Genomic DNA, 18807 nt, shown 5'->3' with positions numbered 1-18807 from the left:
CCCTGAGGGGAGGTCAAGATGGCTTCAGATAAGTTTCGGGAGCAGTTGCGGGATGAGGTTGAACGGTGGCGATCGCAAGGAATAATTAGTGCAGAACAGGCTCGGCAATTAGCAGAGCGGTATGAGTTCGCCCAGTTGGATGGAATGGCGCGCGATCGCTTCGTTACGGTCGTTTTGGGAATTGGTAGCGTTCTTTTGGGGCTGGGAGTAATCACGTTTGTTGCAGCGAACTGGCAGGCTATTCCGCGTGAATTAAAGCTATTACTGCTGCTGCTGTTGTTTGTGGGCGTAAATGTGACGGGCTTTTACCTTTGGAACCAGCCGCCTTTGCCCGATCGCCAGGAAAGCGGGCGACAGCGGTTAGGGCAAGGATTATTGCTGTTAGGGGCACTCATTTTGGGGGCAAACCTGGCGCTGATGGGGCAGATGTTTCACATTAATGGCTCTAGCGCTGACCTATGCATTATTTGGGGCTTGGCGGTGTTGGGAATGGCGTATGGATTGCGATTGACTTCTTTAGGGATGCTGGCAATTTTGCTGACAGGGATTGGCTATTGGATTGGGGTGTCGGGTTGGGACTGGAATAATTCACCTTCTGATACGGTGCGTTGGGTTATGCATTACATGCCGTTGATTGCAGGATTATCATTTGTTCCTTTGGCTTATTGGTGTCGCTCAAAATGGGTGTTTGGGTTGGGGGCGATCGCGTTTCTCTCGGCGTTGGAAGGAACGCTTTCTCGGTTTAGTGAAACAGCTTTTCACTTTAATTCCATAGGAGTTGGGTGGGTCTTGATCTTCACACTGCCGCCTGCGATTCTTTGGAGCTATGACGATAGGCTCTGGCAACGGTTCTTTGCACGCTTTACTCCGCAGTCAGAGGTTGATTTAGAAACGCAGTATTTTCGCCCGATCGCCCAAGGTTTATCACTGCTGTTCCTGACGGTACTGACTTACAGTTCATCCTTTCATTACGCTTGGGAACATAATCTAGATCTGACCTCTCGTCCAGCCCAAGTAGATCGTCTGATGACGGAGGGATGGTCATTATGGTGGGATGCTAACCTGCTCTTTTTTGTGAGTCTGACGGTGGTGCAATGGCTTTATCTGGCGCGTCCCCGGCGTACAGACAGGTGGGGGTTGAGCCAAAGTGATGGCATGATGCTAGGTTTCTTGGGAGTGATTGCCGCCATGACTTTTTGGCATTGGCATGTTGCCCCAATTGTCGCGATCGCCACATTTCTGTCTAACGTTCTGTTGTTTCTCCTGGCTGTAGCATTCATGCGAGATGGCTTAGCCGACGGGCAACGCCGCATTTTTTGGAGCGGACTAACGCTGGTAACGCTACAAATTCTCAGCCGCTTGTTGGAATACGAAACTGCGTTGCTGCTCAAGTCTGTCGTATTCCTGCTCTGTGGCGTTGGCGTAATTGTCATTGGGCTTTGGTTTGAACGCTACGTCCGTATCCTTAGAATTGCTCCGGAGGAGTAAGCCATGCGCAACTCATTAAGTTTACGGTTTTGGATCGTTTTGGCACTTCAAATTGTTCTAATTTTGGCGGTTCCGGCGCAGGCATTCTACACGCAAATGAATGGGCGATCGCTCGTATTGCAAACCGCTCCCGTTGATCCGTACAGCCTCCTTCAGGGTTATTCTGTGACGCTTGCCTATGATATTTCTAATGTGCAAAACCTGGCAAAATTACCAGGATGGCAAAACGTTGAGGCGAAGCAACCAAAACGTGACCCGTTAAGTGGTGATGCAGTTAGTAACGAGTTTTATGTAGTTTTACAAGCTCCGGCTAATCCCAGCAGTCGTCCGCCGCAAGCTTGGAAGGCGGTGGCAGTTGCTAGCCAGCGTCCTAATAATTTACCTACTAATCAAGTGGCGTTGCGCGGGAGCGATCGCCAAGGGCGCATCCGCTATGGGCTGGAGATTTACTTTATTCCTGAAGATCAGCGAGATGACATTAATCAGCAAATTAATCAAATTAATCAGGCACAGGGAGAATCTTCTAAGCCAGCATTTGTAGTTGAGGCTAAAGTAGGAGTAGGCGGAAATGCAGTTCCAACAGCAATTTGGCTAAGGGACAAACGATATCAGTTTTAGCGCCACAGAATTTTAATGCAGCAACGCAGCAGGAACAGTAAGAATTGATAGAGGATGCGAAACAAAAAGTTAAAGATCGGATTTTGCATTTGCTCAAAATGCAGGGCGCGCAGACGGCTACAGCGATTGCTGAACAGGTACAGGTCTCGCCTATGGCAATTCGTCAACATCTGCAAACTTTGCAAGCCGAACGCTGGGTGACCTATGAGGAGGAACGGCGACCGTTGGGTCGTCCGGTGAAGCTATGGCAACTGACAAAGCAAGCGGGCGATCGCTTTCCCAATAGCCATGCCGACTTAATGGTTGATTTGCTGAAAAGTGTAGAAAGTGTTTTTGGCGATGCTGGGCTAGATCGGTTGGTGGCAGAGCGCAGCCAGCGGCAGGTGCAAACCTATCGGGCAAAAGTGGCAGAAACTGCAACGTGGCAACAGAGAGTCTGGGCGATCGCTCAGTTGCGAACGCAGGAAGGCTATATGGCAGAAGTCATTGAATTGCCTGAGGGCGATTTGTTATTGGTCGAAAACCATTGCCCTATCTATGCGGCGGCGCAGACTTGTCAGAAGCTATGTGGGGCAGAATTGGAGGTTTTTCGGGCGGTTTTGGGCAAAGAGGTAACTGTAGAGCGAGTAGAGCATATTTTGGCGGGCGATCGGCGTTGTGCGTATCGCGTCTCTCGGGCTTAGAGAGGTTTCTTTATTTAGCTAAAGTATCTTTCTCCTCATGGAGTACAATAGCTGACGGAGAGGTGGCAGAGTGGTTGAATGCGCTTGACTCGAAATCAGGTTTGGGGTAACTCAACGGGGGTTCGAATCCCCCCCTCTCCGTTTTAAAGCTTCACTTCTTTAGACTTTCACTTCATCGGCAAAACTTGCCCACCGAGAAAACTGGAAAGGGCCTGCCACTGAACCCCAAACCACTTCATCGGTTTTTGGATCGCGTCCCCGATCCATGCTCATGAAGGTTGTCTCAGTAATTTCAAATTCGTTATCTAGATAAGTCTCTTGCCCTTTGCGAAATACCATACAGGCTTTACCCGGCTCTACAACGCCCTTAAAGCTGCTGCCTGTCCATTCCACCAACATATCGCAACCAGGCATTTTTTCAATTTGGTCAGGCGTTAGCGCTTGTAGGCGAGAAATATCACGAGATGAACCGTAGTAGGTTTCCTCTTTTTTGACCGTGTAGTTTTCAATAATAATGCGCGCTGCTTCGCCGTTACTGCTAGGGTCGCCAACGACGACTAGCTTCAAAATCCGCATCCGGTAGGGATGATTAAGCTCGTAATCATAGGCTTGTTCTAAAAACAAACTCACCCCTCCTAACAACTCCAGCGGCAAAGGGCGCATACAAACGCGAATGTGAGCGAAAAATGGCGGGTTTTCAAACGCTTGCTCTTGGTTGCTAAAATCCGATGCCATCCAGCGGGCAAGGGTCGTAATGTCAGTGGAATGAGTCATAGATTGAAGTCATGTCGTTGACCTCATTATTTTACGGGATAGGATGGCTCAGTACCTATCTCATCGGGGCAGAACGATCGCTAGAACGCCTCTTTAGAAATTTGCTGTTTTTGTGAGGCACCCGCAATTTTGAGGGCTTGAGCTTCAAACTGGCGATAGAAGTTGAGGGGCAAGATTTGTACTAGAGCCGCTGCTGCTAGGGTGAGTAAGGTGCGCCGAGGTTGCTCAATGAGAATTTGAGGATAGGCGGCAATTGCCCGAAAACCCAGGTCTAGGGCGATCGCTCCATCTCTCAACGTGACTGCCCGCCGCGCCAAGTGGCGATATTGATAAGCCATCGCTGCTGCTTTGCAGGGTTTAATTTGCTGAGCCGCATAGGTATGAACCTGCTCTAGCATTTGCTCCCAAGAGCTTAGCTTTTTCAAAAGTTTGGCAGAACATCCATTAGAGTTGACCCGATACAAAGTTAATGCTTCAGGAATGCCAGCGATTTGCCAGTGGGTCGTCAGGGCAATGCGCACCCAGCATTCTACATCTTCAGAAGGGTGGAGGCGGCGATCGGGGTTGAAGTAAGAGGGATCTGCCTCAAAGGGACTGTCGAACTCGATCGCATCAAACAATTCTCGACGCATGACAGGCACCGAGCCGTTGCCAATGGGAGTACGACAAAGTAAATCGAGTAGGGTAATGTCTTCGAGGTTAGAGAGTTGATAAATGCCAAGCAGTTCACCTGCTTCATCAATCAACGCCGAGCGGCAGAAGCTAACGCCGACCTCTGGGCTATTTTCTAGATGCTCAATATGCTTCATCAGTTTATCGGGGAGCCAGAGATCATCCCCGTCTAGAAACGCGATGTAGTCGCCTTTAGCATGGCGAATGCCGAAGTTGCGGGCAGCGGCGGGTCCTTGGTTTTCTTGCCGTAAAATCTTGACGCGAGGATCAGTGAATCGACGGCAAATTTCGACGCTGCGATCGGGCGAACCGTCATCAACCAAAATTAGCTCAAAGTTTTCGTGGGTTTGGGCTAGAACAGATTGTACAGTTGCAGAAACGTACTTCTCAACGCCGTAAAGCGGAATGATGACAGATACTTGCTTCATATTTTGAGGGGTACATCTCATAGATAGCAATAGACAAGAGTCTGAAATCAAGGCTAAAAATTTACGATTATGGGTAACTATTTTAGAAAGAGATTAAGAAAAGTAACACCCTGTCGTTTTGAATAGCTTCTCTAAGTTCTCTGAGGAAGAAATTTAAGCTTATTGACTTCAGCCGATCCTCTGCGATAAATAGACCGAGATGCAACCGGGATTTAGAACCTTATTCTAAATAGAAGCCTTAGAAGACTCGCCCGATCGCTTTTGACAACTCTCTAAAGCCACTCATTCAATGAAATTTTGACTGATCCTGACGATTCTTGATGAACTTATAAAAAATTCATGAAGATGTTTAATTCTTACTGTTGCATGGTAGCACTGAGAGCTTACTGAGGCAAATATTGATTTTTTACACCCAATTTATGCCTAGAGATTTAATGCCTAGAGGTAAACTATACTTTTGACAAAGCGTTGCGCTCCAACCATTAGAAGGTTTTTAAGATTGTAGAGGAGCGATCGCCCTTTCAATCTAGAGCGTCTAGTTGGATAGAAATATCTTCATGAACCGATAGAGCTTAGATGTAGTTTATACGTAGACTTAAGAATTTATACGTAGAGTCAAGGCTTACCTTACTTCCTGGAGTAAATAAAGAAGAAGCTCTTACATTTTTGGCATAGCTGTGGTTCAGTAGAGCAGAGCGATCGCCGTCAAGCTGCGCTACGGTTTTTCTCAAGGCATAATCACCATGACAACTGGCATTTGGATTCTAGGGGATCAGCTTTGGATGGGACAATCAGCTATTCAGGGCTGCCCAAACTCTTTAAGCCAAACTCCCATCATTTTGATTGAGTCATGGCAACATGTCCGGGAGCGCCCTTATCATCAGCAGAAGCTAGTTCTGGTATGGTCGGCAATGCGGCATTTTGCTCAAGAACTGCGACATGAGGGCAGCAGAGTAACTTACAAGACGGCAGAAGCTTTTGAACAACCCCTGCAAGACTGGGTTAGAGCAGAAGGCATTACACAACTGCGGGTGATGGAACCCAGCGATCGCCCTTTCGCCGAACTCATTCAGTCTCTCGATTTGCCCTGTGAGATTATCCTGACTGCCAATAACCGTTTTCTCTGGACAACCGCTGAATTTCGGCAATGGACAGGAGGGCGCAAAAGCCTGGTAATGGAGTATTTCTATCGAGAAGGGCGGCAGCGATTTCAAATATTAATGGAGGGTAGGCAGCCCGTTGGCGGGCAGTGGAATTTTGATAAAGAAAATCGGCAGCCGCCTAAGACAGGGTTGGAAACCCCTGAAGCACTTTGGTTTGAGCCAGATGACCTGACTCAGAGTGTGATACACGAAGTAAAGCACGGCAGCTTTTCCACCTATGGAGAAATTGAGCCATTTCGCTGGGGTGTAACGCGATCGCAAGCCCAGCAAGTCTTAGCTCACTTCATCCAAACCCGCTTACCCAGGTTTGGCACCTATCAAGATGCCATGATGACCGGAGAAGAAACTCTCTGGCACGCGATGTTGTCTGCTTACCTAAACTTGGGCTTACTGCAACCTCTGGAGGTGATTCGAGCAGCAGAGCAAGCATTTTATGACAAAAGTCTTGGCATCAACAGCGTTGAAGGCTTTATTCGGCAAATACTAGGCTGGCGAGAGTACATGCATGGGCTGTATCACTACGTCGCCGAAGACTACTCTCAGCTTAACTGGTTTAACCACACTCAACCCTTGCCTGAATTTTACTGGGATGCTGACAAGACAGACATGAACTGTCTTCATCAGACTTTGAAGCAGGTGGAATCAATGGCATACGGGCATCACATTCAGCGGCTGATGGTGCTGAGTAACTTTGCCCTAATTGCTGGAGTTGTGCCTCAGGCAATCGAAAACTGGTTTCATTCAGCCTTTATTGATGCCTATGATTGGGTGATGCAAACGAACGTTATTGGCATGGGACAGTTTGCAGATGGCGGAATTTTGGCATCTAAACCCTATGCTGCTTCTGCTAATTACATTAATAAAATGAGTGATTACTGTAAGGGATGTTGCTACAACTACAAGGAAAGAACGGGCGATCGCGCTTGTCCCTTTAATTTCTTTTACTGGGATTTCTTAGCACGGCATCGCGATCGCCTGACCTCTCAGGGGCGCATGAGTTTCATTTTGAAGAACCTGGATAAAATACCCATATCAGAACAGCAGCAAATTAGCCAGAAAGCAGAAGCATGGCTGTCAGAGCAGAAGAGCTAAATATTGAAAGCGAAATTTTGTGCGGTTACGAGTACAATCTTCACAGGTTCGTCTCAACTTTATTTAGCAGGATGCATCTTCCCTACAAATCCCCAGTAAGGTCGGATCCCCAGTAAGGTCGGACTGAGGCTACCAGAACCCCAATTCATGAATCAGCGTTTGACTGTTTTCTTATCCAGTAATATTCTGCTGCTGGCGCTTATGACAGGAATTGGCACTCGCCTCCCTGCTGTAAGCGCCCAAATCAATGTGGGGCAACCTGCGATCGCTCCAGCCTCCAATCGTCAAGGGGCGTTGGGCAATGTCGACTCGACCCAGCAACCTGTTTGGAGGATGGATGAAACCTCTCGCTTAAATTATCAGGAAGCTGAACGGCTGCTTAATCAATTAACAACCTTAATTTTTATTGTTGGGTTGTTTCTGGGTTTAATCATTAGCTTGCTTCTGGACAAAACCATTCGAGATAATCACCGCCTCCGGCTGGCAACCCAAGAGCTAGAGCGGCTAGCCAACTTAGATGGTTTAACTCAAATCGCCAATCGTCGTTGCTTTGAGGCACATCTACAACAAGAGTGGGCAAGGGCTGTACGCGAAAAGAATAGTCTGACTCTAATTCTGTGCGATGTTGATCACTTTAGGCTTTATAACGAAACCTACGGTCATCAGGCAGGGGATGAGTGCTTGCGGCAATTGGCACTTGTCCTCAATCGTACGGCTAAACGACCGGGAGATTTGGCGGCTCGCTATGGCGACGAAGAGTTTGCTATTATCCTCCCGAACACCAATACTTCAGGCGGCATTGTCGTTGCCCACAGTATTCAAGAAGCGGTGGCACAACTGCAATTGTCCCAAGCTGGCTTGGACGGGGGGACATCCATTTCGTTAAGTTTTGGGGTCGCGACTGTGGTGCCTAGTCAGGAACTATCGTCTGCGATGTTAACTGAACTTAGCGATCGCGCCCTCTATACTGCCAAAGAGCGAGGACGCAATCAAATTGTCTGCTTAGAGCAGAATGTTAGGCAGGGCGATCGCTCCCTTCGCTCTAGCGAGATTCAGCCTACACCTGAGCCAGACTCATACGGTTCAGAAAGGTTTTAAGGCGATCGCTTTGTGGATTGGTCAGTGCTTGCCCGACAAGTCCTTTTAAAACCCGTAAAATTAAAACCATAAAAAAGGGCAGATTCATGAATCTGCCCTTTTCTAATATTAATTGGGGTGCAGTTTAATAAGCCTGAGACAATAGGCTACTGGGGATCAGTTGCCTCAGCCCCTTCTCTGTTATTCTCTTGCTCCATATCGTCACCATCTTGGGCATTGCCGCTACCATAGCGCCTTCTGCCAAAACGACCAACGTTAGTACGTTTGCGGAACTTGCGGGCGTAAGCTTGGTTGCGAAGTGCTTTTTCTTTCTTTTGATTGCGGCGTTTAGCCATTCTGAACCCCTTTGCAGATTTGAGCAGAGTAAAAATATGGACGAAAGATTAGAGGGCTGGATTTTTTTAATCCAACATACCCCACAGACGGTCTACTTTATCACACTTTACTCGATGCGAAATTATCACTCGCAAAATTAACGGCAAAGTCTAGCGCTTGTTGATGAGAATTAATTTGTCCTTCTGCCTGTGCTAACTGAACTGCTTCTAGCAACTGCCCAATTTGCGGCCCTGGCGAAAGTTTTAGAGTTGTCATTAAATCTCGACCCGTTAGAGGCGGCACGGGGTGCGCCACTGGATCATTGAGCGTGAGAAAACGCTGAATCAAAAGTTCAATTGTCTCCAGTTCTATGCCAACCGCGATCGCCACCAACACCCAGGCTGGAAAAGCCGCCCCAACTCCTCGGAAGAGAAAGTACTGCTCTCGCAGGGATAGGTCTGCCAGGTTTAGATGGGTTGGCAGCGACCCTTGCGGTATCTGCGCAGCACGCATCACCGTTAAAACTGCCTGTACTTCGCTGCGGCTGTACTTGAGATGCCATAGCTCTGACTCGGCAATTTGAGGATCGGGATCAACTAAGCAAGCGAGTTTGGCAATTTTTGCCCAGCTTCGGGTGCCTTTTTGCTGATCTTTTGTCCAGCCTGTCAGCTTTAACTCGTGCCATGAGTCTTTAAGGGCGATCGCTGCCCGGTCAATTGCTGCGACCTGCGCCAGGCTGTTGGCGGTGGCATGGGGCAACCAGTGGGCAAACAATCCATCCTCCCATGCTCTTGTGAGGGCGATCGTGCCTTTTGCAGAATTGATCAGATAGCTCAGTTCGCCTTGCACCCGCTCGGCGGCAATGTTTTGTAATAAGCTTGCCAGTTGGTGAATAGTGGACTGGGTTTTGGATTCTAGGGCAAAGCCAAGCTGTGCCGATTGACGGTAGGCGCGCAGGAGCCGCAAGGGGTCTTCCTTGAGGTTGGCAGACGCGATCATCCGAATGGTTTTTTGCTGCAAGTCTCGGTAGCCTTGCAAGGGGTCGATGAGTTGATCGGTGTGAGGATTGTAGGCGATCGCATTGACGGTAAAGTCGCGCCGCCACAGATCTTCCTCTAGGCTATCGCCGACCTGCTGGGCAAAGTCTACTGTGGCATGTTCAAAAACGACGCGGGCAATCTGCCGTTCGGCATCCAGCAAAACGAACCCCGCGTGATAATGCTGGGCGATCGCCTTTGCTGTTTTAACCGCGCCTTCAGGCAAAACAAAATCTAGGTCTAAATACTCGGCATGTCTACCTAGTAAAGCGTCTCTGACATTGCCGCCCACTAAGTAGGCTGCCCGTGGCAACCATTCGAGGTTGAAGGGCCAAGTCTGTGGCGAAAATAGAGAAGCGGGTAGTTCTGGCACTTGCGCCAACTTATCGGGACAGATGTACTTCAATAACAACTTGCTTGAATCCGGGTAGCGAAACGATATGGAGCCTCATTCAGGATAGATGGCTTGCTGTCATTTGTCATTTGTCGTTTCATGGGCACTTACTCTATGGGCTGCTAACGATCGGGCACTGGGAGAAAAATGCAGACCAGGCTCTTTTTCATTTTGCAACAGCCTTCCACAGTTCACCCCTGTTTTCATGGAAGTTGAGATAAAGTAACAGAACCCCCTCATTTTTAACTAGAGCTTGCAAACGCGGAGGACACTTCCATGTGTGTTTGTATCAATTGTCATTATGTCGATCGCTGCACCACTTACAACGCCGTTGAACACCAACATCAGCAGCCTCATTTGACTGAATCACCCGATTTTGAGGCAGTCGAACCCACCATTAACGTCAACATTCGCACCCATGACGAGGGCATTGAAATGGAGTGGGATGTGGTGGCTTGCCAAAGCTTTAAGCAAGAAACCGGGAAATGGGCGAAACTTCGTCCCGGCGAGCTTGTTCCTACTTAAATAATGCTCTATTGCCTCAATCCAGCTTGCCCCAAGCCGCAGAACCCTGACGACTCTAAGTACTGTCAGAACTGTGGCAGCTATCTGTTGTTAGACGATCGCTACAAGGCGATCGAAATCATTGGGCGAGGCGGGTTTGGTCGCACCTATTTAGCAGTGGATGAGACACAGGCTAGAAAGCCCTACTGCGTAATCAAGCTGCTGTTGCCGCGTCAGCCTAATATCAACCCCAAAGCCGTAGAATTATTTCGGCAAGAAGCCGATCGCCTTGATGAGCTAGGACAACATCCTCAAATTCCGGCACTCCTAGCACATTACGAATCCCCCACTGCTCAGTACTTGGTGCAAGAATTTATTGACGGGCAAAACCTGGAGGAAGATCTAAAAGAAGGCGTTTTTACCGAAGCAGAAGTGCGGGAGTTATTGGAAGATTTGCTGCCCGTTCTGAGCTTTATTCACAGCTTCCAAGTCATTCACCGCGACATTAAACCCGAAAATATCATTCGTCCCTATGCCAATGAACGGTATGTACTGGTTGATTTTGGCGCATCAAAGTTTGCGACCGGAACTGCTCTTGCTCGTACTGCGACAGTCATTGGTAGCGCCGGATATGTGGCTCCTGAGCAGGCAATGGGAAGGGGCGAGTTTTCCAGTGATATCTATAGTTTGGGTGTTACTTGCATTCACTTGCTAACAGGAATTCATCCGTTTGATCTCTATTCTGTCAGTGAAGATGCCTGGGTTTGGGAGCAGTATCTACCTAAATCTGTTAGCGTTCAGTTCCGGCAAGTTTTAAATAAAATGCTGTGCAAGGCAACTAGCCAAAGATATCGCACTGCGGCTGATGTGCTGCAAGATTTGGGTAGGCGATCGCTTTCGGAAAACTCGAAAACCTCGCCTGCTGCCGATCAACCCTGGCGATTGGCGCAAACGCTGCTAGGACACAATGGCGGTATTACTGCAATCGCCATTCATCCATCAGGGCAAATTTTGGCAAGCGGTAGCACCGATCGCACCATTAAACTCTGGGATTTAGACCAAGGAAAACTACTGCATACCTTTATCGGGCGATCGCTATTTTCTAGCGTGGGGCACCGCGATCGGATTAGTACTCTCACCTTCAGTTCTGATGGAGCAACGCTGTTTAGCGGCAGCGATGATGGCACGATTAAAGAATGGGATATGAATACGTACAAACTGATTAACACGCTACAGGAACCAGGATGGGGAATTTCAGCACTCACCATTACGAACGATACGAGGACACTGATTAGTGGCGGTGGGGATGGTGTGATACATCTGTGGAGTTTAGAAAAACAATCATTAATTAATAGTTTAGCTAAGCATCAAGATTGGATTAGTGGATTAGTTGTTAGCGCTGATGGACGCACTTTGATCAGCAGTAGCTATGATAAAAAAATATTTCTTTGGGACTTAAAAAGTAACAGTCTTTTGAACACCTTATCAGGGCATATAGAACGAGTAAAGACGATCGCTATAACTTCTGATTGGCAAACTTTAATTAGTGGTAGTGCAGATAAAACGATTAAGATTTGGAACTTAGCGCGGGGTGAGCAATTACAAGCTTTAGAAACACAGAAAGATCAGGTTAATTGCTTGGCGATCGATCCTCATGATGAATACTTTGCAAGCGGTTGTGAAGATGGCTCGTTAACGGTTTGGAATATACGGACAAGTGAACGAATTTGCACCACGCGACACGCTTGGGGTGTGAATGCGATCGCCTTTAGCCCGGATGGAGATTTGCTAGTGAGCGGCAGCGCTGACGAAACGATCAAGATTTGGCAAAGAGAGGCATAATTGATCAATAGCGTTCTCCAAAGCCTGATGACACTCTCCATCTCTAGAACCGATTCACCAGTAGAAATTCCGCCACTCCGCCAGTGGCACAACGCGACTTGGGAAGAGTATGAACTGTTGCGAGATGCTCCCATTCGAGAACGGATGAAGTTGGCGTTTGATCGAGGGAGGCAGTGGGTAGACATGGGTGGAGAAGGGATTAATCATTCAGGGTTTAGCGATTTGCTGACTATGCTATTTGCGTTTTGGGCAGTTCAGCATTCTGAGGAAGCGTACAGTTCGCTCGGTCGCTGTTTATTAGAGAAGCCCAAAACTCAAGCCTGTGCTCCTGACTTGGTGCTTGATGTGGGTGCAGACTATCCGCAATGGCAAGAAGGAGAACCTCGTCGTGTTGACTTGACAAAATGGTGTGTTCCAAATTTGGTGGGTGAAATTTCTGACACTAGCCTTGCGTCAGATTTAGATGAACAAAAGCATCTTTACGCGGCACTGGGCATTCCAGAATATTGGGTGATTGATGTGCGCGGACGACAGGTGTTTGCGTTTTTGTTAGACGAGAACGGACAGTATCAGGATTGTACGCATTCTGTAGCGTTGAAAGGATTGGCGATCGCTCTGTTGGAACAAACTCTACAGAAACTGAATGAAGGCACTAATACCAGCGCCGCAGCTTGGTTTGCGCAGGAAATCGCTAAATGATAGTTTTTGACATATCAAGATGAAAGCTAGTTGGGCGATCGCTTGTTTTAAGGGGATGAGGTGAAAGCGATCGTATTGTGATCTGTAATTTAGATGGGGCGATCGCGCTAGTGAAAATGTTTCAAGCTGTCCAATCTTCGATCACTAATCCTGTCACCTTACTAAAATCTTGATAATTACGCGTTAACAAAATTAATTCGTGGGATAGGGCGATCGCAGCGATCCTGGCATCCATCTTTCCCGGTTGAATCCTTTGCAACTGTAGTTGACTCAACGCAGTTGCTGCACCTGCGTCAAAGGATACAAGAGGCAGCATTTTGAAGTCACGAACGAGTCGCGCCATCATTTCATACCCCTTCACCATGTCATCTGGGTTACGAGAGCAATTGATATAAGTGTGGCTACTACCCAGCATTTGCTCGTGAAACGTCACAATCGGTATAGCAAAGTCAGATAAGGGTTGATGCGCCATGCGGGTCGAAAGGTTAGTGTAGTCCTGCCCAGCTTGTCGCTGAAGGATGCTCAGATGATCCGTATCCAACAAATACTTCATGACTCGTCTGGCGTTTCAAGGATGGACTCATCGCCCTGACGAATTGCTCGACCATACGCCAGCACTTCCTCAAAGGCCGGCTCATCCTTAAAAGACCCTGTAACTGGTTGCAGCCAGTTGGTTGGTTGAGGCGTTATAACTTGCTGCAACTCGGCGATCGCCGCTTCTACTGCTGCCAGTCGCTCCTCTAAAGAAGTATTGGTTGCCATTTGAGTGTCCCTTCACTATCCTTCTATTTTAACCTGGGCGATCGCTCGTTTTTCAGAGAGGGGTAAAGGCGATCGCTTAAGTAAATCATTGAACTTGAGCAGAAGTGGAAGCAGGAGCCTCGTAGGATGACAATTCCTGCGAGCGAGTAAGCATAATGAGTGGATAACTAATCAATTAAAATAATCAGGATTCTCGATTGATATTTGATGATTTAACCACTCCTCAAAATTGGGATGAGCTTCAATTGCAGTTCGCATCAACTCAGCAGGATTCTCGGGCAATTGAATACCAAGCCTTGTAGCAAAATCTGCTTGTTCTATTTTTGTCTCCTCCCTCCTCTCTATTAACTCCTGAAGAGTACCAGGAGAATAAAAGCCATCTTCCTCCATTTTGAGTGTAATTTTACCCAGGATGCTATCACCGTCAAATTCGTTAAATTCGTTTAGGTGTTCTGGAATATTATCAGGGTGAAGATCTCCGCTACTTACCAGAAGTGGAAGCAGTTCACTAAAATTGTTTGCCATAACACAAGCATCTCCCTCATGTCCAACAAATACAATTGGAGCATCTTCAAGATCTCGATCGTCGTAAACCCAGAAGGCAAGCAAATCTCCTGCGCCGTTTGTGGCGATTCCAAGTATAGATTCAACAAGCTGACTTTCGTAGCCAAGCAAAAGCGTTAGATACTCATCAGAATCTTCTACAAAGCTGAAGTATATGCCCGCATAGCACAAATCTTCTGACAAATTATCCAGATTATTGCTTAACTGAAGCAATCTTTCCATGGCTTCTGGTATCTTTCTGTTCTTGAAGTTTTTGATATATGTCGCATAGTTCATATAGATAAGATAACTCCAGAGATTTTAGGGTTTGCAATTTTAACTAGAGTGATAAGTAGCTAAATTTTTTGCCAGAATTGGCTTGTTCTGCTTAACATTGAACTTACACTTTATCCTGAGAGATAAAGTGATAAGCGGACAAAAAATTCATGAATAATAAGTCTCGTTAAATTCATGTCCAAACAAACCTCTTAAACAATACTTGGATTCTTAATATTCTCTCTTTCTTCTGTGATTTTTTGGGATAGCTAACTTTCCCCCCTATACTGCCCAAAAATGTTCTAGCTACATTCCTAAGGCTTATGATGAACTATAGTTGACGGCTGTTCGTGAGGAATCCCCAATGGTTTTACAAACAACGCCAAGCGCCCTAAAAATTACTTGGGAAACCTTTCCAAAAAATTACAAATTGTCCGATTTTCCCGCAGAAAATATTCAACAACCCTTCTTGGCGGCTGCTCTAACTGATGCGTTGGATTCAGCAGGATTAGTTCAACCCGAAATGCTCATAGCCTCTAACTTTGCTTTGGTTGCTACTGTTAATCAAAAAACTGTTGTCAAAGCTCCCGATTGGCTGTTTGTGCCTACAGTGCTGCCGATCGCCCAAAACTTGGTGCGACGCAGCTACACACCAACGTTAGAAGGCGAACCTGTTGCAGTTGTCATGGAGTTTTTGTCGGAAACCGATGGAGGAGAATATTCGGTGCGATCGACTCCTCCCTATGGCAAGCTCTATTTCTACGAACACATCCTCAAGGTTCCAACTTACGTACTTTTTGATCCTCAAGAATTACTGTTGGATGTCCGGCAACTTCAGAACGGACAGTACGTTAGACAAACGCCTAATGCGCAAGGACATTACTGGATTCCTGAAGTCAAGTTGTTCTTGGGGCGCTGGCAAGGGACTCGTCTAGGCATCACAACCCACTGGTTGCGGTGGTGGGATGAATCAGGAAATCTGCTGCTTTGGAGTTCTGAACAAGTGGTTGAGGAGCGCCAGCGAGCAGGGCAAGAGCGCCAACGAGCGGACGCGGCAGAGCAAGAGTTAGCTCGGTTGAGAATACAACTACAGGAACGGCAACAGCCTTAGGTTTAAAGGATGTCTGAAAGTCTAAGGCGATCGCAATCTCACCCTATGCTTTGACAACAGCAACCATCCTAGAGCAGTAAAATAGTTAATTCAGCCTGCAAAACACTTTCCTATTCCCATGACGGATTTCCAAGCCCCGACCAACGATCTGCCCGATCGCCTTGTTAAGCACGCCGTTCGCTACGCTAATCATCGCTCGGTCAACCGCGACGATCTGACCCCGATGCTGCGGCACTATGCCGAAATGAAGGATCAATATCCCCATGCCCTGCTGCTGTACCGTGTTGGAGATTTTTTCGAGACATTTTTTCAAGATGCAATCACAGTAGCGCGGGAATTAGAGCTAGTTTTAACGGCAAAGGATGGCGGTAAAGAAGTGGGTAAAGTTCCTTTGGCAGGTGTTCCGCACCATGCCCTCGATCGCTACTGTGCATTGCTGGTGGAAAAGGGCTACGCAGTGGCAATTTGCGACCAAGTAGAAGATGCGGCAGATGCGCAGGGACGGCTGGTGCAACGGGAAATTACACGAGTCATTACGCCAGGAACAATCTTAGAAGAAGGAATGTTGAACGCCCGTCGGAATAACTTTTTGGCGGCAGTTGTGATTACTGGGAATCAGTGGGGATTGGCGATCGCGGATATCTCAACGGGCGAATTTCTCACCACTCAATCTGGCGATCTGGATTTACTAACTCAAGAACTCATGCGGCTTCAGCCTTCGGAAGTCCTGATACCGACTAACGCGCCTGATTTGGGTGGATTGTTGCGCCCCGGTGAAAGCAAGGGTATGCGCGGCTCTGCTGATTTTCCAGACTGCTTGCCCACCCAGTTTTGCTATACATTGCGATCGCACCTGCCCTTTGCCTTGTCCGAAGCTCGTCCGCGATTGTTGGAAAAGTTTAAGGTGCGATCGCTGGAAGGGTTGGGCTGCGAGCATTTATCGCTTGCCGTTCGGGCGGCTGGCGGATTGCTAGAGTATTTGGAGGACTCTCATCGAGATGGAAAAATTCTGCTCAAGCCGCTCTCTACTTACGCTCTGAGCGAATATTTAGTACTGGATCACCAAAGCCGCCGCAACTTAGAAATTACGCAAACGGTGCGAGATGGTACTTATCACGGTTCCTTACTGTGGTCGTTAGATAAAACCGTCACGGCAATGGGCGGACGGGCATTGCGCCGCTGGCTGTTACAACCGCTGTTAGATATTTCGGGTATTGAGGCGCGGCAAAACACTGTCGAAGAACTAGTGACAAACGGGGCTTTGCGGCAAAATTTTCAGCAGTTGCTGAAGCGGATTTATGATCTAGAGCGGTTGACAGGACGAGCCGGGTCGGGCACGGCAAATGCTCGTGATTTAGTGGCATTGGCAGACTCATTAAGCAAGCTACCTGAATTAGCAGGATTGGCGGCTGCGGGGCGCGCTGCTTCGCAGATACCGCAAGGGTCGCCCTATCTTCAAGCTCTCCAAACCTTTCCAGAGATTTTAGAGCACTTGGGCAAACGTCTCAAAGCTCACTTGGTTGATGAGCCGCCCCTTACCCTCAGCGAGGGTAACCTGATTCGTCCTGGCGTTAATTCCCAGCTAGACGACCTCCGCCAACAAATCCAAACTGATGAACAATGGATTGCCCAACTCGAAGTTACCGAGCGCCAAAGAACGGGCATTCCGAGTCTGAAAGTCGGCTATAGCAAAACTTTTGGTTACTTCATCAGCATTTCCCGTGCCAAATCAGGAGAGACAATTCCAGACGGATATACTCGTAAACAAACGCTGACCAATGAAGAGCGATATGTGACCACAGAGCTAAAAGAGCGAGAGGCGGCAATCTTTACTGCTCGCAATGACTTAGGAAAAATAGAGTATGACATTTTTGTGGCGCTCCGTTTGGAAGTGGCAGAACAAGCCGACCAAATTCGAGCGGTGGCAGGGGCGATCGCTGCCCTTGATGTCCTCTGCTCCTTTGCTGAAATTGCCATCTATCAAGGCTATTGCTGTCCTCAAATAACTTCAACCCGTGAGGTCAGCATTACTGATGGACGGCATCCGGTGGTCGAGAAATCTCTTCCTGCTGGCTTCTTTGTACCTAACTCGGCGGCGTTAGGAGAAGGTGAACAGAAGAATCCTGATCTAATTATTCTTACAGGGCCGAATGCTAGCGGTAAAAGCTGCTATTTACGGCAGGTCGGTTTAATTCAGCTAATGGCACAAGTCGGCAGCTTTGTGCCTGCAAAAGCGGCGAAATTGGGGGTGTGCGATCGCATTTTTACTCGCGTGGGTGCAGTCGATGATCTGGCGACTGGGCAATCCACCTTTATGGTAGAAATGAATGAAACCGCTAATATCCTCAATCACGCCACGCCCCAATCCTTAGTTCTGCTCGATGAAATTGGTCGAGGAACTGCCACATTTGATGGATTATCGATCGCTTGGGCAGTTGCAGAACATCTTGCCACGATCATTGTTGCCCGAACTATTTTTGCCACCCATTACCACGAACTCAACGAGCTTGCTTCGCTTCAGCCCAATATTGCTAACTATCAGGTCACGGTTAAAGAACTTCCTGATCAAATTATTTTTCTGCACCAGGTTCGCCCTGGCGGTGCCGATCGATCCTATGGCATTGAAGCAGGACGCTTAGCAGGATTGCCTGCTACTGTGATCCAACGCGCTAAACAAGTGATGAGTCAAATTGAAAAGCATTCGCATATTGCAGTAGGTCTTCGTAAGGGCAACTCGTCTGTAAAAGAGAAGCCTGTGAATGGAGTAGGTCAGTTTGATCCTGAGGAACAACTAAACATTTTTAAGAAATTGCTGTGAATTTTGAAGTTAGCCTAAACATTCCCGATCGCCTCACCCTAAACCAGTCACTTAATGACATCAAAATAGATAATAATCATTGAAGTCAACCGAGACATCATCTGTGAAATATTTTTTCCTATCTGAAGGCTGGAATGTGGGTCGGGTTTGGGAATTTGGTGGACTCTGGAACGAAGCCTCTTGGAGACGCAAACCCGAGATCGATCGCCTCAACCTCCACATCAGCGAAAACAACGAAAAACTTTGGCTCTATCAGGTCGAAGAAGAAGTTATCATGCTGGAAGTCAAACCTGCTACCGAAAGCGCCACTAACAGCACTATTGGGCAAGTCGTCCTCAAACGATTGATCACTGCTGAACAAGTCATCGAAAGAATCTGTTCAGATTATACGCTCTGAAGTTTTCATCACATCAAATAAATCATTGAAAAAAAAGAGGAAAAGCGACCCTTACGGTAACGGCAAAGCCGATCGCTCTCCTCCCTTTTTTAC

At 47.6% G+C, this 18807-nt stretch carries 18 protein-coding genes and 1 tRNA gene; 12 read left to right on the top strand and 7 right to left on the bottom strand.

The genetic code is table 11. The features are described 5' to 3' along the window. Positions 1 to 18: 18 nt before the first annotated feature. The 4 genes from KME11_00220 (at position 19) to KME11_00205 (ending at position 2930) form a co-directional block, all read left to right on the top strand. A complete protein-coding gene (locus KME11_00220) occupies positions 19 to 1488 on the top strand; it encodes a DUF2157 domain-containing protein (GenBank protein MBW4513631.1) in 1470 nt (489 codons plus the stop codon). Positions 1489 to 1491: 3 nt separating this feature from the next. Further along, entirely contained in the window at positions 1492 to 2106 is a 615-nt protein-coding gene (locus KME11_00215; GenBank protein MBW4513630.1) for a GDYXXLXY domain-containing protein, read from the top strand. 98 nt (positions 2107 to 2204) lie between these two features. Then, entirely contained in the window at positions 2205 to 2789 is a 585-nt protein-coding gene (locus KME11_00210) for a transcriptional regulator (protein MBW4513629.1), read from the top strand. Positions 2790 to 2845: 56 nt separating this feature from the next. Then, a tRNA-Ser gene (locus KME11_00205) sits at positions 2846 to 2930 on the top strand. Positions 2931 to 2948: 18 nt separating this feature from the next. Here the strand turns inward: KME11_00205 and KME11_00200 are convergent. Beyond that, a complete protein-coding gene (locus KME11_00200) occupies positions 2949 to 3563 on the bottom strand; it encodes a chromophore lyase CpcT/CpeT (protein MBW4513628.1) in 615 nt (204 codons plus the stop codon). Between the two features lie 80 nt (positions 3564 to 3643). Next, entirely contained in the window at positions 3644 to 4663 is a 1020-nt protein-coding gene (locus tag KME11_00195) for a glycosyltransferase family 2 protein (GenBank protein MBW4513627.1), read from the bottom strand. 743 nt (positions 4664 to 5406) lie between these two features. Between KME11_00195 and KME11_00190 the strand changes: the two genes are divergently transcribed. Beyond that, positions 5407 to 6918 carry a cryptochrome/photolyase family protein gene (locus KME11_00190; protein MBW4513626.1) on the top strand — a complete coding sequence of 504 codons (1512 nt, stop codon included), beginning with the start codon at positions 5407 to 5409 and terminating at the stop codon, positions 6916 to 6918. A 147-nt stretch (positions 6919 to 7065) separates the two neighbouring features. Continuing rightward, complete coding sequence (locus KME11_00185; GenBank protein ID MBW4513625.1) at positions 7066 to 8016, top strand: diguanylate cyclase; 951 nt, start codon at positions 7066 to 7068, stop codon at positions 8014 to 8016. A gap of 146 nt (positions 8017 to 8162) precedes the next feature. On the opposite strand, the gene KME11_00180 is transcribed toward KME11_00185, so the two are convergent. Both KME11_00180 and KME11_00175 read right to left on the bottom strand, forming a co-directional pair. Beyond that, positions 8163 to 8351, bottom strand: a complete 189-nt coding sequence (locus KME11_00180) for a hypothetical protein (GenBank protein ID MBW4513624.1) — start codon at positions 8349 to 8351, stop codon at positions 8163 to 8165. Positions 8352 to 8451: 100 nt separating this feature from the next. Further along, a complete protein-coding gene (locus KME11_00175; GenBank protein ID MBW4513623.1) occupies positions 8452 to 9741 on the bottom strand; it encodes a CCA tRNA nucleotidyltransferase in 1290 nt (429 codons plus the stop codon). A gap of 297 nt (positions 9742 to 10038) precedes the next feature. On the opposite strand from KME11_00175, the gene KME11_00170 reads away from it, so the two are divergent. From KME11_00170 to KME11_00160, 3 genes are read left to right on the top strand one after another with little or no spacing between them, the layout of a single operon-like run. Continuing rightward, positions 10039 to 10287, top strand: coding sequence for a Ycf34 family protein (locus tag KME11_00170; GenBank protein ID MBW4513622.1), 249 nt, complete (start codon positions 10039 to 10041; stop codon positions 10285 to 10287). 3 nt (positions 10288 to 10290) lie between these two features. After that, entirely contained in the window at positions 10291 to 12108 is a 1818-nt protein-coding gene (locus KME11_00165) for a serine/threonine protein kinase (protein ID MBW4513621.1), read from the top strand. 27 nt (positions 12109 to 12135) lie between these two features. After that, the gene (locus tag KME11_00160) at positions 12136 to 12807 is read left to right on the top strand and encodes a Uma2 family endonuclease (GenBank protein MBW4513620.1); all 672 of its coding nucleotides are present in this window, start codon (positions 12136 to 12138) and stop codon (positions 12805 to 12807) included. 121 nt (positions 12808 to 12928) lie between these two features. Here the strand turns inward: KME11_00160 and KME11_00155 are convergent, their stop codons facing one another. The 3 genes from KME11_00155 to KME11_00145 all read right to left on the bottom strand — a co-directional run bounded on the left by KME11_00155 (position 12929) and on the right by KME11_00145 (position 14409). Further along, entirely contained in the window at positions 12929 to 13360 is a 432-nt protein-coding gene (locus KME11_00155; protein ID MBW4513619.1) for a type II toxin-antitoxin system VapC family toxin, read from the bottom strand. Beyond that, positions 13357 to 13569: a hypothetical protein gene (locus KME11_00150; protein ID MBW4513618.1), complete on the bottom strand. Its 213-nt coding sequence runs from the start codon at positions 13567 to 13569 to the stop codon at positions 13357 to 13359. Before KME11_00150 ends, KME11_00155 begins: the two co-directional genes overlap by 4 nt. Positions 13570 to 13740: 171 nt before the next feature. After that, the gene (locus KME11_00145; protein ID MBW4513617.1) at positions 13741 to 14409 is read right to left on the bottom strand and encodes an SMI1/KNR4 family protein; all 669 of its coding nucleotides are present in this window, start codon (positions 14407 to 14409) and stop codon (positions 13741 to 13743) included. Between the two features lie 343 nt (positions 14410 to 14752). Between KME11_00145 and KME11_00140 the strand changes: the two genes are divergently transcribed. The 3 genes from KME11_00140 to KME11_00130 all read left to right on the top strand — a co-directional run bounded on the left by KME11_00140 (position 14753) and on the right by KME11_00130 (position 18714). Then, the gene (locus KME11_00140; GenBank protein MBW4513616.1) at positions 14753 to 15499 is read left to right on the top strand and encodes a Uma2 family endonuclease; all 747 of its coding nucleotides are present in this window, start codon (positions 14753 to 14755) and stop codon (positions 15497 to 15499) included. Between the two features lie 118 nt (positions 15500 to 15617). Beyond that, on the top strand, positions 15618 to 18317 hold the full coding sequence (mutS, locus tag KME11_00135; protein ID MBW4513615.1) for a DNA mismatch repair protein MutS: 2700 nt from the start codon (positions 15618 to 15620) through the stop codon (positions 18315 to 18317). A gap of 103 nt (positions 18318 to 18420) precedes the next feature. After that, a complete protein-coding gene (locus tag KME11_00130) occupies positions 18421 to 18714 on the top strand; it encodes a hypothetical protein (GenBank protein ID MBW4513614.1) in 294 nt (97 codons plus the stop codon). The last annotated feature ends 93 nt before the right edge of the window (positions 18715 to 18807 follow it).

The organism is Timaviella obliquedivisa GSE-PSE-MK23-08B, from assembly GCA_019358855.1.
Classification (GTDB): Bacteria; Cyanobacteriota; Cyanobacteriia; order Elainellales; family Elainellaceae; genus Timaviella; species Timaviella obliquedivisa.
Note: the sequence above shows the minus strand (reverse complement) of the source record. Positions and strands in the feature narration are given on the sequence as shown.